Raw genomic sequence first — 15,187 nt, forward strand, 5'->3', positions numbered from 1 at the left:
GATGGCCGGGTGCGGTTGTGGGATGCCGGTTCGGGTGCTGAGGTGCGGTCCTGGAAGGCACACGAGGGCGGCGTGCACGCGGTGGCCTTCGCCCCTGACGGCTCCGGCCTGGCCACGGCGGGCGCCGACGCGGAGGTGCGACTCTGGCGCGCCGGGCGCGACGATGACGCCACTCCGGTAAGACGTTTCGTCACGGCCGGTCCCGCGGCCCATGCCGTCGCCTTCAGCGATGACGGGGTCTGGCTGACGGCCGGCGACCCCGTCGGCGTCCGGGTGTGGGCCACGGCGACGGGGCGCCTGCTCTCCGTCGACTACACCGGCCCGGTCAGCGGCATCGCCTTCGCCCCCGACGAGCGGGCCGCCGTGACCACCGGCCCGCACCGTCAGGTGGTGGCGTTCGCACAACGGGACGGGGCGCCCGCCGCCACCGTGGTCGTGCGCGGGGAGACGTCGGCCACCGCGCAGGCGATCTCGCCCGACGGCGGCACGACAGCGGTGATCGGCACGGAGGAGATCGTGACCGAGCCCGATGCCCCGGCCCCGAAGCCGCCGCAGGACGACGAGTCCGAGGACCCGCCGCCGGACGGGGAGTTCTCCCGCGCGGTACTCCAACTCGCGGGACTGTCGGACGGCCGTGTGCGGCACACCGTGGTGCTCGATGTCGAGAAGCCGTCCGCGACCCGGTTCCTGGTGCGCTTCACCCCCGACGGGAACCGGGTACGGATCGTCACCTCGGGGGGCCGCGTGTTCACCTACGACACCGTCACCGGGGCGCCCGTCGGTCGCGCCGTGACGTTGTACACGCCCGGTTCCGACGAGTCCGCCCCGGCTTTCACGCTGGCCGCCGACCCTCGGGGCCGGTACGCCGTGGCCTACGGTCCGGTCACCGTGTTCGTCGACCTGGCCACCGGCCGGGCCGAAACGTTGTCGCTGGAGGCGGCCTCCTCCGTCGAGTCCCTCGAGTCCGTCGAGTCGGTCGCGGTCGGTCCGGACGGCGCCACGCTCGCGCTGGGGACGCGGGAGGGGATGGTGCTGCGGTTCGATCGTGCCACCGGGGCCGCGCGCACCCCGCTTCGGCTGACCAGCGGCGGCTCGATCGAGGCGCTGGCCTTCCATCCCGAGCAGGACGTGCTGGCGGTCGCCTCCTCGGGCCGGACGGTGCTGTGGTCCCTGGGCGAGGAGCCGCGGCCGTCCGTCACCCTGCGGGGTGCCGCCGGACAGGACGTCGCCGCCCTGCGCTTCAACCACTCGGGCGACACGCTGGCGGTCGCGTCGAGGAACGCGGTCACGCTCCACCGGGCGACGACGGGTTCCAAGATCACCGAACTCCACGCCTGGGGGGACGGCGTCCGAACCGTGGAGTTCTCTCCGGGGGGCGGCGCACTCCACGCCGTCGTCGAGGGCGAGCTACCGCCCCTGCGCTGGGACGTCCTGCCGTCGGACCAGCCCGTGAAGCGCCTGTGCGAGCGCGCCGGCCGGCCGCTGTCACGTGTCGAGTGGGACGAGACGCCGGTCGGTGAGGATGTGGAGTACCGCCCTGTGTGCACGGCGTCGTAGAGCGGCCGTGGGGACCGGCGGGCAAGCGCGAGGCACGGGAAACCCGGGAGGAGTACGGCGCCGGGCCGCGCCAGCCGCGTGGCGGACGCTCACGCCCACAGCGCGTACAACGTCCCCGATCGTCCGCCCGCGTAGAGGGTCCGCCCGTCGGTGCTCGGCGCCGTCAGCCAGTCGTCGGGCCGGAACGCCCAGCGCTCCTGCCCCGAGCCGGTGTCCAGGGCCCGGATACCGCCGTGCCAGTCGCCGGCGTACAGGGTGTCGCCGAGGACCAGTGGAGCGACGCCCTCTGCCGCGTTGACGGACGCGGACCACAGTTCGGAACCGTCCGCGGCCCGCAGCGCGTGCAGGGTCCCCCCGGCGCCACCGGCGAACACGCTCTCCTCGGTCGCGGCCGGGGCGCTGCCCGCCCCCCGCGTCGTGGGCACGGACCAGCGCGTGCTTCCCGTCTCCCGGTCCAGGGCGTACAGCGTCCCGTCGTCCACGGTGACGTACACCGCGTGGTCGGTGAGCGTCGGAGGAGAGGCCGCTGCGGTGTGTGCCGTGAACCGCCACAGCTCCGCTCCGGTGTCCGAGTCCAGCGCCAGCACGACGCCGTCGGCCGCCACGGAGTACACCGAGCCCCCGGCCACGACCGGCTCGACCGGCGGAATCCCGCTGATCAGGGGCATCCGGCCCGGGGCTGTCCAACGGGTGTGCCCTGTGGCGAGTTCCACCGCGTGCAGTGCACCGTCCTCGCTGTGCGCGAAGGCGAGCTCGCGTCCGGCGGCGGCCGGCGAGATGTCGTGCAGATCCAGCTCGCGCGACCGCGTGCGACTCCCGTCCCTGCCGTCCAGGATGTGGAGCTGGCCCTGGCTGGTGGTGACCACCCACCGCTTCGCGGCCAGGGCCGGGGCACTCGGGCCGGAAATGGCCTTCGAGGCCCACTGTTCGGCCCCGTTCCCGGCGGCGTGAGCATGCAGGTGCCCGTCCTGGCAGGCCGAGACGACCAGGCCGCCGCCCGATGCCGGGCGGGTGGACAGCGCGTGCCCGGGGCGCGCCCGCCAACGGACGTCCCCCGATGCGCCCCGCGGGCCCCCCACCGCCCTGAAGACGGCCCACCCGGCCGCCAGCGTCCCGGTGGCGACCGCTCCGCCCAGCAAAAGGCGACGGCTCGGCCGCCCCGTCCCGGCAGGCCCGGCCGTCCGCCTCCGCTCCGGCTCCGTTTCGGGCTCCGTTTCGGGTTGCGGTTCGGGTTGCGGCTCCGGTTCGGGTCCCGGTTCGAGGTCCGGTCCGGGCTGCGGCTCCGGTTCTGGCTCGGCGGGGCGGCCCCCGGCCTGAACGGCGCGGGCGATCGGACCCGGGAGCCAGCCGGTGCCCGCGACCTCAGCGGCGAGGGGCGAGGCGGCGAGGGCGTCGGTCAGCGGGGCGATTCCGGGCCGGTGACCGGGCTCGGCCGAGAGCATCGCCCTCAGCGGATGGAGCTGCGCGGGCAGCCGGACGGTATCCGGTGGGAGCAGCCGGGCGCGATACTCCACCGCCTGGGCCGGTCCCGAGCCGAACGGCCCCTCGCCGGTCGCCGCGTACCGCAGCACCGCCCCGAGGGAGAAGACGTCGGCCTTCGGGTCGCGGGCGTCGGGTGCCCGGAGCCGCTCGGGAGCCGAGAAACCGGGCCACGCCCGCTCAGGCCGCCGCCGGGGGCCGGACCAGTAGCCGCGCAGCAGTGGCCCGTCACGGGTGAGCACCACGTCGGCGGGCGTCAATGCGCCGAGGAGCAGCCCCGCTGCGTGGACGGCGGACAGCGCCCGGGCGAGCGCGTATCCCAGCGCGAGGACGGAGAGCGAGGGCAGGGGCCCGTAGCGCTTCACCACCGTTCCGAGCGACAGGGCGGGAACGTCGGCGGTCGCCACCCAGCCGGGTGACTCACCGGGGGCGGAGGAGTTGACGACGACATCGACGAACGGGCCGGTGACCGACGACGCGTCAGGTGACGCCGCCGTCTCCCACACCACCACGGAGGCGCCGTCTGCGGCCACGGCGCGCCAGGCGTGCTCCGTAGCGGCGTCGGGCAGCGGCTCGAGGACACGGTAGGGGCCGAACTGCCGTGGTGTCACCTCGCCCACCGCCTCCCGCGCATGGCCGGCGGACGTCCACCGTGTGCAGCGGTACCCCCGCTCTCTCACGGCACTGTAACCGAGCCGGGACCGCTCCGGCAGGACCGCGAGAAAACGCCGGACGGCTGCGCGGGCACCCCGGGCTTCGATAGCATGGCAGCTGCCCTGCCAGCCCAACGACGGTTCGGATGAGGGGTGTTGATGAAGAGTCGACGGCGCGAGGTCTCGCTGGCCGTCATGGCCGCTCTGATCCTGTCCGGCTCCGCGGCCTGCTCGGACGCCGCAGGGGAACCTGGCGGGAAGGCAGCTGCCTCGCCGGAGGCATCCGCACCGACCGGGAAGGAGAGCCAGCAGGCCGTCACCGGCGGCTACGGCGGCCCGGAGGAGGAGACGCCCGAGCCCGTGGTCGTCACGCGCGACGACCTCGTCGGCTACTGGGTCATCTCGGACATCTTCTCCCCGGACGACAGCGCCCTGGAGTTGAGTGAGTCCGGGGCCGCCGAGTTGACCTCCAAGCACCTGGACCGCACGTGTGAGGGAACCTTCGAAGGCGATACCGCGGCCGATTTCAGCCCCGGCACCCTCGAACTGACCTGTACCGCCCACGACGGCAGCGGTGAGAGTGAGCCTCTCACTCTCACCTACCGCCTGGTGGGGTCCACGCTGCTCGTCTACTGGGAGGAACTCGGGGAGCAGAGCTACCTGCCCTTTGACGTCGCGTTCGAGCGGTTCTCGTAGCCCACGGCCCTGCCCGTCCGCGTGCCCGGCACCCGGACGGGTGCGCGGTCCGCCGGGCCGGGACGCGTAAACGGACCGGCCTGGACGCGGACATCCCAGGCCCACGTCCACGCCGCGCGTCACACCTTCCGGGGCCGACGCCGGGAGGAGCGGAAGCGTCGTCCGCCGCTCGCCGCCCCTCCCGGCCGCCTGGCCCGCCGTCCTGTCGGTCCGCGCGGACGGCACAAGGACCGGACGCCACCCGGAACCTCGCAGGGCTCGCTCCCCGGGCCGGGTGCGGTGGTCTCCCCGCCCCCGGCGGGCCGGGTCAGTAGGAGGAGCCGGAGGCGCCGAGGGAGCCGGTGGGGTGCCAGACGGTCTTGGTCTCCAGGAAGGCCAGCAGCCGCTCGGTGCCGGGGTCGGCGGACCAGCGCTCGGCGCGCGGGCGCAGGACGCGCTTGAGGTTGTCGGCCGCCGCGATCTCCAGCTCCTTGGCCAGCACCTCGTCGGCCCCGGCCAGGTCGATCGCGTTGACGTCCTGGTGGGCCGCCAGCGGGGCGCCCAGCTCGGCGGTGCGGCCGGACAGGACGTTGACGACGCCGCCGGGCACGTCGGAGGTGGCCAGCACCTCGGCGAGGGACAGGGCGGGCAGCGGCGCCCGCTCGGCCGCGACGACGACCACCGCGTTACCGGTGACGATCGCCGGGGCGACCACCGACACCAGGCCGAGGAAGGTGCTGTCCTGCGGGGCCAGGACGGCCACCACGCCGGTCGGCTCCGGGGTGGAGAGGTTGAAGAACGGACCCGCCACCGGGTTCGCTCCGCCCGCCACCTGGGCGATCTTGTCGGACCAGCCCGCGTACCAGACCCAGCGGTCGATGGCCGCGTCCACCTCGGCCGCGGCCTTCGCCCTGGACTGGCCGGAGCCCGCGGCCACCTCGGCGGTGAACTGCTCGCGGCGGCCCTCCAGCATCTCGGCCACCCGGTACAGCACCTGGCCGCGGTTGTAGGCCGTGGCGCCGGACCAGCCGCCGAACGCCTTGCGGGCGGCGACGACCGCGTCCCGGGCGTCCTTGCGGGAGGCCAGGGGGGCGTTGGCCAGCCAGCGGTCCTTGGAGTCGGTCACCTCGTACACCCGTCCGCTCTCGGAGCGGGGGAACTTGCCCCCGACGAAGAGCTTGTACGTCTTGAGGACAGTGAGCCGCTCAGGTCGCTCAGACATCGAGGTACGCCTCCAGACCGTGACGGCCGCCCTCGCGACCGAAGCCCGACTCCTGGTATCCGCCGAACGGAGAGGTCGGATCGAACTTGTTGAACGTGTTGGCCCACACCACACCGGCCCGCAGCTTCGCGGTCATGGCGAGGATGCGCGACCCCTTCTCCGTCCACACGCCGGCGGACAGTCCGTACGGCGTGTTGTTGGCCTTCGCGACGGCCTCGTCCGGCGTCCGGAAGGTGAGGACGGACAGCACCGGGCCGAAGATCTCGTCCCGGGCGACGGTGTGCGCCTGGGATACGCCGGTGAACAGGGTCGGCGCGAACCAGTATCCGGACGAGGGCAGCTCGCAGGCGGGGGACCAGCGCTCGGCACCCTCGGCCTCACCCGTCTCGGCGAGCGCCGTGATCCGGGCGAGCTGCTCGGCCGAGTTGATCGCGCCGATGTCGGTGTTCTTGTCCAGCGGGTCGCCGAGGCGGAGTGTGCTCAGGCGCCGCTTCAGCGACGCGAGCAGTTCCTCCTGCACCGACTCCTGCACCAGCAGGCGGGAGCCCGCGCAGCACACCTGGCCCTGGTTGAAGAAGATGCCGTTCACGATGCCCTCGACGGCCTGGTCGATCGGGGCGTCGTCGAAGACGATGTTGGCGCCCTTGCCGCCCAGCTCCAGGGTCAGTTTCTTCCTCGTCCCCGCCACCGTGCGGGCGATCTCCTTGCCCACGGCCGTGGAACCGGTGAAGGCGACCTTGTTCACGTCGGGGTGGGCGACGAGCGCGGCGCCGGTGCGGCCGTCACCCGTCACGATGTTGACGACGCCCTTGGGCAGCCCGGCCTGGCGGCAGACGTCGGCGAAGAACAGGGCCGACAGCGGCGTCGTCTCCGCGGGCTTCAGCACCACGGTGTTGCCGGTGGCCAGCGCCGGGGCGATCTTCCAGGCCAGCATGAGCAGCGGGAAGTTCCACGGGATGACCTGCCCGGCCACGCCCAGCGGCTTCGGGTCGGGCCCGAACCCGGCGTGGGCGAGCTTGTCCGCCCAGCCCGCGTAGTAGAAGAAGTGGGCGGCCACCAGCGGGAGGTCGGCGTCGCGGGTCTCCCGGATCGGCTTGCCGTTGTCCAGCGTCTCCAGCACGGCCAGTTCGCGGGAGCGCTCCTGGAGGATGCGCGCGATGCGGAACAGGTACTTGCCGCGCTCGGCGCCCGGCAGGGCGGACCAGGAGGCGAAGGCCCGGCGGGCCGCGGCCACCGCCGCGTCCACGTCCTCCTCCTCGGCCTGCGCGACCTCCGAGAGCACTTCCTCGCTCGACGGCGAGATCGTCTTGAAGACCTTCCCGCCCGCGGCCTCGCGGAACTCGCCGTCGACGAACAGGCCGTAGGACGGGGCGATGTCGACGATCGCCCGCGACTCCGGCGCGGGTGCGTAGTCAAAACCCATGATCAGTCCACCGTTACGTAGTCGGGGCCGGAGTAACGCCCGGTGCGCAGCTTCTGCCGCTGCATCAGCAGGTCGTTGAGGAGGCTGGAGGCGCCGAAACGGAACCAGTGGTTCGACAGCCAGTCGTCGCCGAGCGTCTCGTTGACCATGACCAGGTACTTGATGGCGTCCTTGGTCGTGCGGATGCCGCCGGCGGGCTTGACGCCGACCTGCACGCCCGTCGTCGCGCGGAAGTCGCGCACGGCCTCCATGAGCAGCAGCGTGTTCGCCGGGGTGGCGTTCACGGCCACCTTGCCCGTCGACGTCTTGACGAAGTCCGCGCCCGCCAGCATCGCCAGCCAGGACACCCGCCGGATGTTGTCGTACGTGGACAGCTCACCGGTCTCGAAGATGACCTTCAGCCGTGCCGCGCCGCAGGCCTCCTTCACCGCCCGGATCTCCTCGAGGACCTGAAGGTACCGGCCGGAGAGGAAGGCGCCGCGGTCGATCACCATGTCGATCTCGTCGGCCCCGGCGGCGACGGCGTCCCGGGTGTCGGCGAGCTTCACCGGCAGGGCGGCCCGCCCGGCCGGGAAGGCGGTGGCGACGGACGCCACCTTGACGCCCGAACCCTCCAGGGCCGCCTTGGCGACGCCCGCCATGTCGGGATAGACGCAGATCGCGGCGACCCGCGGGGTCTCACGGTCCGTCGGGTCGGGCGCTCTGCCCTTCGCCGACAGCGACCGGACCTTGCCCGGAGTGTCGGCGCCCTCCAGCGTCGTGAGGTCGATCATCGAGATGGCCAGGTCGATCGCGTACGCCTTGGCCGTCGTCTTGATGGAACGGGTGCCGAGGGCGGCGGCACGGGCTTCCAGGCCGACTCCGTCCACGCCGGGCAGGCCGTGCAGGAAGCGGCGCAGCGCGGCGTCGGACGCGGTGACATCGGCCAGTGCGTTCTGGGGTGGGCTCAGCGGCATGGTCACCAGAGCAGCATATCTACGCGCGTTGCGTCCTTCCAGTGCCCGGTCGGATCGGGAGGCCCCCAGTCCTTCCCGCCGATGCCGCGAAGGCCCGGTTTCCCGGGCGACGCCGAGCCCGCGCGGCGCCTCGCCGGGGTCTCCGCCGGGCTCTCGGTCAGGCTCTCGGCCGGGCGTCCGAGCAGGCGCGGCGCGGGGTCGGTCCGGCTCACCGGCCCCGGGCCTCCGGTCGGTGCCGGTGGGGCGGGCGTGGCGGAGGAGACGGAAGCGCGGAAAGATGCCGGACCGAGACGTCCGCCATGCGGACAGTCGGGCACAATCGGTCCCATGACCAGCGAGCAGCAGCCCTATGCCGACCGCAGCTACCGATCGCCCGCCGCACTCGTGGGCGGGACGCTGCTCCTCGGCGTCGTCCTGTGGGTCGGTGGCGACGCGATGCTGCGCGGTGAGGGCCGCGCGCCGCTCACCGCCGCGGCCTTCCTGCTCTTCCTGGTCCCGCTCGTCGTCGCGTTCACCCTGCGCCCGGCGGTCTTCGCCGGGGCGGACGCGGTACGCATCCGCAACCCGTTCCGCACGATCACCGTGCCCTGGGGTGCCGTCGTCTCGATCCGCTCCGTGTTCTCCAACGAGCTCGTGGTCGAGGACAGCCGCAAGTTCCAGCTCTGGGCGATCCCCGTCTCGCTGCGCGCCCGCCGCGTCGCCCAGCGCCGCAACGAGCGCCGGGCGGCGGGGAAGTCCGGGCGCGGCTACGTCGCCGGTGGCCTGTTCGGCCTGGGCGGCGGCACCGTGAGCGACGACGACAGCAGCCCCAGCAAGGCCACCGGCGACGAGGCGGTGGCCACGCTCCGGGAGCTGGCCGAGCTCAACGAGGGCAAGAAGGGCGAGCCGACCGTCCGCTGGGCCTACGAGATCCTCGTCCCCGCGGTGGTGGGTGCGCTCGCCGCGGCCGTCCTCGTCGTCACCGGCTGACGGCGGCCCCCGGCCGCTGCGGACGAGCCCCGGCCGGGCCGGGGCTCACGCGGTCGGCGCGGCCGGCTGGAACGTGCAGACCTGTACGCCGTTGGGGCTGACGGCCTGGGACACCAGCTTCAGGGGGCGCTTCCCGCCGTCCTCCGGGAAGACCGACTTCCCACCGCCGAGGAGTACCGGCATGATCATGAGCCGCAGCTCGTCGGCCAGGCCCTCGCTCAGCAGGGTGCGGGCGAGCGCGGAGCTCCCCATCACCACGAGGTCGCCGTCCTCCTTCTCGCGCAGCGCCCGCACGCGCTCCAGGGCCTCGTCGCCCGGCAGGAGTGTGGTGTTCTCCCAGGCCAGGTCCGACTCGCCCAGGGTCCGCGACACGACGTACTTGGTGATGGAGTTCATCCGGTCGGCGAAGGGGTCCCCGGCCCGGCCGGGCCAGGCGGCGGCCATCGTCTGCCAGGTGCGGCGCCCGAACAGCAGCGCGTCGGCCTTGCTCAGCGCCTCGTCGAAGGTGCCGCCCACGACCTCCGGGTCGAAGTAGGCTCCGGTCCACCCGCCGTGGGCGAAACCGCCGTCCGTGTCCTCCTCCGGGCCGCCGGGCGCCTGCACGACGCCGTCCAGGCTGATGAACTCCACGATCACGATGCGCACGGTCGCTCCTCTGTTCGTTTCCCCGGCCGTTTCGGGTTCTCGCCGGTACTGACGCCCGGGCGGTCGGGAAGTCATCGCGTCACCCGGACGTGTTTCACGTCACCCGGGCGTCGCCTGTTCCCCCGCCCCTCTACCCCGGCCACGGATGCGACGAACGGCGGCCCGGACGGATTGTGGGATCACCCGGACTCGACTGGGGCGTCTACGCGCGTAGCCGGAAACCGGCTACCCTCGTCGCGTGAACGTTTCTGAGACCCCCGCCGACCCCCACCTCGCCGCCGGTGCCGCCGCGGCCCGGCTGCGGGAACTGACCGGCGCCGAGAGCCACGACGTCGCCCTGGTCATGGGCTCCGGCTGGGTCCCGGCCGCCGAAGCGCTGGGCACGCCGCAGTCCGAGTTCCCCGTCACCGACCTGCCCGGATTCCCGCCTCCCGCCGTCGAGGGGCACGCGGGCACGGTCCGCTCGTACGCCCTGGGCGACAAGCGCGCCCTCGTCTTCCTCGGGCGTACGCACTACTACGAGGGCAAGGGTGTGGCCGCCGTCGCACACGGTGTGCGCACGGCCGTGGCCGCCGGCTGCAAGACCGTCGTCCTCACCAACGGCTGCGGCGGTCTGCGTCCCGGCATGCGTCCCGGCCAGCCCGTCCTGATCAGCGACCACATCAACATGACGGCCGCCTCGCCCATCGTCGGCGCCAACTTCGTCGACCTCACCGATCTGTACTCCCCGCGGCTGCGGGCGCTGTGCAAGGAGGTGGACCCGTCGCTGGAGGAGGGTGTCTACGTGCAGCTCCCCGGCCCGCACTACGAGACGCCGGCCGAGATCGGCATGGTCCGCACGATCGGCGGGGACCTTGTGGGCATGTCCACCACGCTGGAGGCCATCGCCGCCCGGGAGGCCGGCGCGGAGGTCCTCGGCATCTCGCTGGTGACCAACCTCGCCGCCGGGATGACGGGCGAGCCCCTCAACCACGAGGAGGTCCTCCAGGCGGGCCGCGACTCGGCCACCCGGATGGGCGCCCTCCTGGCCCAGGTGCTCGGCCGCATCTGAGGCAGGATCCGAGGCAGCAGCCCGAGTTCGCAGCCCGAGGCCGCGGCGCAGCGGACCCGGCCCCGACCCGAGACGTAGAGGACCCCGTGACCGCATCGCACGAGCTGATCGCAGAGGCCCGCACCTGGCTGGCCGAGGACCCGGACCCGGACACCCGCGCCGAGCTGGCCGCCCTCCTGGAGACCGGTGACGAGGCCGAGCTGGCCGCGCGGTTCGCCGGCACCCTGCAGTTCGGCACGGCCGGCCTGCGGGGTCCGCTGGGCGCGGGCCCGACGCGGATGAACCGGGCCGTGGTGATCCGGGCCGCGGCCGGGCTGGCCGCCTACCTCAAGAAGCAGGGCCAGGGCGAGGGGCTCGTCGTCGTCGGGTACGACGCCCGGCACAAGAGCGAGGCGTTCGCCCGCGACACCGCCGCCGTCATGGTCGGTGCCGGGCTGCGGGCCGCGCTGCTGCCCCGGCCGCTGCCCACCCCCGTCCTGGCCTTCGCCATCCGCCACCTCGGCGCCGTCGCCGGGGTCACGGTGACGGCGAGCCACAACCCGCCGCAGGACAACGGCTACAAGGTCTACCTCGGCGACGGCTCCCAGATCGTGCCGCCGGCCGACAGCGGGATCGCGGCGGAGATCGCGGCCGTCGGCGCTCTCGCCGACGTCCCGCGCGCCGAGAGCGGCTGGGAGGTACTGGGCGAGGAGATCGTCGACGCCTACCTGGACCGGGCGCTGACCGTCCTGGACCCGCACGGCGCCCGGGACGTGCGGATCGTGCACACGGCCCTGCACGGCGTCGGCGGCGAGACGGTGGCCGCCGCGTTCGAGCGCGCCGGGTTCCCGGCCCTCGTGCCCGTCGTGGAACAGGCCGACCCGGACCCCGAGTTCCCCACCGTCGCCTTCCCCAACCCGGAGGAACCCGGCGCGATGGACCTGGCCTTCGCCACGGCCCGCCGCGCCGCGCCCGACCTGGTCGTCGCCAACGACCCGGACGCCGACCGGTGTGCCGTCGCCGTGCCCGACGCCTCGGTTGAGGCGGGCTGGCGCATGCTGCACGGCGACGAGGTCGGGGCGCTGCTCGCCGTCCACCTGGTCCGCAGGGGCGTCACCGGGACGCTGGCGGAGTCGATCGTCTCCTCCACCCTGCTGGGGCGGATCGCGGAGGCGGCCGGCCTGCCGCACGCCGAGACGCTCACCGGCTTCAAGTGGATCGCCCGCGTGCCCGATCTCGCCTACGGGTACGAGGAGGCCCTCGGTTACTGCGTGGACCCGGCCGGGGTGCGGGACAAGGACGGCGTCACGGCCGCCCTCGCCGTCGCCGAACTGGCCGCCGGGCTGCGCGCCGAGGGCCGCACGCTGTCGGACCTCCTGGACGAACTGGCCGTCACCCACGGGCTGCACGCCACCGGGCAGCTCTCGGTGCGGGTCAAGGACGTGTCCCTCATCGCCGACGCCATGGCCCGGCTGCGCGCCGAGCCCCCGACGGAGCTGGCCGGGATGACGGTGACGAGCGCGGAGGACCTGTCCGCCGGGGCTGCCGGGCTGCCGCCCACGGACGGCCTGCGTTACCACCTGTCGGGCGCCGCGCGGGCCCGCGTCATCGTGCGTCCCAGCGGCACCGAGCCGAAGATCAAGTGCTACCTGGAGGTCATCGTGCCGGTCGCGGACGCGGCGGCGCTCCCGGCCGCCCGTGCCGAGGCCGACGCCCTGCTCGGCGCCCTGCGCACGGACGTCGCCCGCGCCGCCGGTCTCTGACCGCCGCCCGTACGTCCGCGCCGGGATCCCCGTCCGCGCCGGGAGTCCCGTCCGCGCCGGGAGTCCCGGACTCCCGGCGGCCCGGGCGGGAATCGGCCTGCCCCCACGCCTGTGACTCGTGAGATGATCACTTCGCAACGCAGCAGCCCGGCCATGACGCTGGAGGGGGCCATGTACGCGACTTCCCTGGGGGACGACGGAGCGGAGCTCCGCCCGATCGAGCCGTGGCAGGCGGAGGAGTTCTTCGCCCACATCGAACGGGGCCGCGAGTTCATCGGGCAGTACGTCGGCATGGCGGACGTCGTCTCCGACCTGGAGAAGACCCGCGCGTTCCTCCAGAGGTACGCCGAGCGGGTGGCCGCCGACACCGCGCGCATCTGCGGCATCCACGTGGACGGCCAACTCGTCGGCGGCGTCATGTTCCTGTCGATGGACCACAAGCAGGGGGTCGCGGAGGCCGGCTGCTGGCTGGAGCCGTCCGTCGCGGGGCGGGGCCTGGTGACCCGGGCCTGCCGGGTGCTCTTCGACTGGGGCTTCGAGCGGCGCGGGCTGCACCGCGTGGAATGGCATGCCTCGACCGCCAACGCGCCCAGCATCGCGGTGGCCCGGCGGCTCGGCATGACGCGGGACGGCGTCCTGCGGGAGAGCTACCTCTACCGGGGCAGGCGGCACGACATGGAGGTGTGGTCGGTGCTCGCCGACGAGTGGCGTGCCGCCCGCGAGCGGCGCTGACGGACCCCGGCGGGCACCCCGCCGGGGTGCCGAGCGGTCACGCGTCGGCCAGTCGCCGGGCGTAGGCGTGGATCAGCGGGTGCATCCGGTACCGGCCGGGCGTGGTCTGGAACAGCACGTGCTCGTCGAGCAGTGACTCCAGCAGTTCCTCGGCCGTCTCCGTGGGCAGCCCGGACGCCGCGGCGGCAGCGGCGGCCGTCGCGTCGGCGCCGGACTGGGTGCCCAACACCTGGAACATCCGCTGCTGCTCGACGCTGAGCGCCTGGTAGGACAGCCGGATGACGGCGCGCACGGAGCGCGTGCCGGCGGCCAGCTCGTCCAGCGTCCGGGACGGGTGCCGCAGCCGGTGCAGCAGATCCGTGATCCGCCAGGCGGGACGGGCACGGATGCGGTGTGCGGCCAGCGCGACGGCGATCGGCAGCCCGCCGCAGATCCGCAGCAGCTCCCGGGCGCCCTCCGGTTCGGCCGCCGCCCGCTCCCGCCCGATGTTCGCGGCGAGGAACTCCAGCGCGTCCGCCTCGGTGAACACGTCGACCGGCAGCGAGACGGCGCCCTCCAGGGAGAGGTTGCGGCGGCTGGTGACCAGCACCGTGCAGCCGGGCCCGGACGGCAGCAGCGGCAGCAGCTGGTCCTCGCTCGCCGCGTTGTCCAGGACGAGCAGCGCCCGCTGCCCCGCGAGCCGGTCGCGGAACAGCGCGGAACGAGCCGGCAGGGAGAGGGGAATCCGCTCCTCGGGAATGCCCATCTGGTGCAGGAACCACTCCAGCACCTCGGCCGGCGTGGCGGGGGGCTGATGCGCGTTCACGCCCCGCAGATCGGCGTAGAGCTGGCCGTCGGCGTAGTGCCCGCAGCGCACGCGGCGGTGTGCGGCGTGGATGGCCAGCCGCGTCTTGCCGACGCCGCCCATGCCGTGCAGCACGCACACCACGGGCGCGTGCTCCGAGGGCTGCTTCAGGATCTGGTGAAGCCGCTCCAGTTCGTCCTGGCGCCCGGTGAAGTCGTAGATGTCCGGCGGCAGTTGACGGCGGGCGCCGACGGGCTCGGGGTCCTCGGGCCGTCCGATGGCATAGGTGGACGACCCCGCCCCGGCGGGCGCCCCCGCGGCACGGGAGGCGACCTGGTCCGCGGCGAAGGCCGCCGGCCCGGGGACGGAGGGGACCTCGGCGGCGGTGGCGGTGGCGGTGGCGGTCGAGACGGACGGTGCCACCGCGACCGGGGCCGCCGGGGCCTGGGGCTCGGCCGTCGCGGCCAGCACCTCGCGGTACAGCCTCTGGAGTTCGGCGTCGGGCTCCACCCCGAGCTCGTCGACGAGCCGCCGCCGGGTGGCCCGGAACACCTCCAGGGCGTCGCTGCGCCGTCCACACCGGTAGAGCGCGCGCATCAGCAGTACCACCACGTCCTCGCGCAGCGGATGCTCCAGGGCCAGCGCCCGCAGCTCCGGGAGGACCTCGGCATGCCGCCCCTGCTCCAGGCGGCAGCGCAGCCAGCGCTGGTGCGCCCGGTCCCGCTGCTCGACCAGCTGGGCGATCTCGGCCTCCAGCGCGACGGTCGGGGCGACGCCGTCCAGCGGGTCACCCCGCCACAGGCGCAGCGCGGTGCTCAGGTGCCCGCAGGCCGTCGCCGGGTCGGTGGCGGCCGAACCCTGGGTGAGCTGCTCCACGAAGTCGGCGAGGTCCAGCTCGCCCGGCCCGACCCGCAGCGCGTAACCGTGTTCGGTCGTCAGCAGTCGGGGTTCGGCCTCGCCGGGAACCTGGAGGATCTGACGCAGCCGGGCGAGGTAGGTGCGCAGATTGGCCTGGGCCGACTTGGGCGGATCGCTCCAGCAGAGCTCCAGCAGCCGGGCCACGGGAACCGCCTGACCGGCGTTGAGCAGCAGAGCGGCGAGGACGGTGCGCTGGCGGGGGCCGCCGAGCGGTATGCCCCGTCCGTCGATGCGGACCTGCACGGGACCCAGGAGCCGGAACCGGATGTCCACCGCCTCGAGCCCCTCCCCTCCATGGCGTGCCGGGCAGCATATCAGCCGTATGCCACCTCTGTACGGGCGCGAGTGCGCTGCGTATGCACCCGCCCTGCCACTATGGAA

Annotated in this window: 12 protein-coding genes; 6 read left to right on the forward strand and 6 right to left on the reverse strand. The window is 73.8% G+C overall.

All coding sequences use genetic code 11. The features are described from left to right. On the forward strand, positions 1-1,557 hold a 1,557-nt coding region (locus HPT28_RS07090), incomplete at its 5' end, for a WD40 repeat domain-containing protein (RefSeq protein WP_219090087.1). An 89-nt stretch (positions 1,558-1,646) separates the two neighbouring features. Here HPT28_RS07090 and HPT28_RS07095 read toward each other — a convergent pair. Further along, positions 1,647-3,647 (reverse strand): PQQ-binding-like beta-propeller repeat protein, encoded by a 2,001-nt coding sequence (locus tag HPT28_RS07095; RefSeq protein WP_219090088.1) that lies wholly within the window; start codon positions 3,645-3,647, stop codon positions 1,647-1,649. Between the two features lie 201 nt (positions 3,648-3,848). Between HPT28_RS07095 and HPT28_RS07100 the strand changes: the two genes are divergently transcribed. After that, entirely contained in the window at positions 3,849-4,385 is a 537-nt protein-coding gene (locus HPT28_RS07100) for a hypothetical protein (protein WP_219090089.1), read from the forward strand. 307 nt (positions 4,386-4,692) lie between these two features. Here HPT28_RS07100 and HPT28_RS07105 read toward each other — a convergent pair whose 3' ends face one another. The 3 genes from HPT28_RS07105 to deoC are packed head-to-tail and all read right to left on the reverse strand — an operon-like array spanning position 4,693 to position 7,965. Beyond that, positions 4,693-5,586, reverse strand: coding sequence for an aldehyde dehydrogenase family protein (locus HPT28_RS07105; RefSeq protein ID WP_219090090.1), 894 nt, complete (start codon positions 5,584-5,586; stop codon positions 4,693-4,695). Then, positions 5,579-7,009, reverse strand: coding sequence for an aldehyde dehydrogenase family protein (locus tag HPT28_RS07110; protein WP_374226930.1), 1,431 nt, complete (start codon positions 7,007-7,009; stop codon positions 5,579-5,581). The genes HPT28_RS07105 and HPT28_RS07110 overlap by 8 nt, the downstream gene beginning before the upstream one ends. Positions 7,010-7,011: 2 nt before the next feature. Further along, positions 7,012-7,965 carry a deoxyribose-phosphate aldolase gene (deoC, locus tag HPT28_RS07115; RefSeq protein WP_219090183.1) on the reverse strand — a complete coding sequence of 318 codons (954 nt, stop codon included), beginning with the start codon at positions 7,963-7,965 and terminating at the stop codon, positions 7,012-7,014. Positions 7,966-8,292: 327 nt separating this feature from the next. Here deoC and HPT28_RS07120 point away from each other — a divergent pair, with 327 nt between their 5' ends. Beyond that, entirely contained in the window at positions 8,293-8,934 is a 642-nt protein-coding gene (locus HPT28_RS07120; protein WP_219090091.1) for a PH domain-containing protein, read from the forward strand. A 45-nt stretch (positions 8,935-8,979) separates the two neighbouring features. On the opposite strand, the gene HPT28_RS07125 is transcribed toward HPT28_RS07120, so the two are convergent. Next, positions 8,980-9,579, reverse strand: a complete 600-nt coding sequence (locus HPT28_RS07125) for a dihydrofolate reductase family protein (protein ID WP_219090092.1) — start codon at positions 9,577-9,579, stop codon at positions 8,980-8,982. A gap of 238 nt (positions 9,580-9,817) precedes the next feature. Here HPT28_RS07125 and HPT28_RS07130 point away from each other — a divergent pair, with 238 nt between their 5' ends. The 3 genes from HPT28_RS07130 (at position 9,818) to HPT28_RS07140 (ending at position 13,104) form a co-directional block, all read left to right on the forward strand. Beyond that, positions 9,818-10,630 (forward strand): purine-nucleoside phosphorylase, encoded by an 813-nt coding sequence (locus HPT28_RS07130; RefSeq protein WP_219090093.1) that lies wholly within the window; start codon positions 9,818-9,820, stop codon positions 10,628-10,630. Positions 10,631-10,716: 86 nt separating this feature from the next. Next, positions 10,717-12,372: a phospho-sugar mutase gene (locus HPT28_RS07135; RefSeq protein ID WP_219090094.1), complete on the forward strand. Its 1,656-nt coding sequence runs from the start codon at positions 10,717-10,719 to the stop codon at positions 12,370-12,372. 171 nt (positions 12,373-12,543) lie between these two features. Continuing rightward, entirely contained in the window at positions 12,544-13,104 is a 561-nt protein-coding gene (locus HPT28_RS07140; RefSeq protein WP_219090184.1) for a GNAT family N-acetyltransferase, read from the forward strand. Between the two features lie 37 nt (positions 13,105-13,141). Here the strand turns inward: HPT28_RS07140 and HPT28_RS07145 are convergent, their stop codons facing one another. Further along, complete coding sequence (locus HPT28_RS07145; protein ID WP_219090095.1) at positions 13,142-15,079, reverse strand: AfsR/SARP family transcriptional regulator; 1,938 nt, start codon at positions 15,077-15,079, stop codon at positions 13,142-13,144. Between the last annotated feature and the right edge of the window lie 108 nt (positions 15,080-15,187).

The organism is Streptomyces sp. JJ38 (assembly GCF_019303475.1).
Lineage (GTDB): Bacteria > Actinomycetota > Actinomycetes > Streptomycetales > Streptomycetaceae > Streptomyces.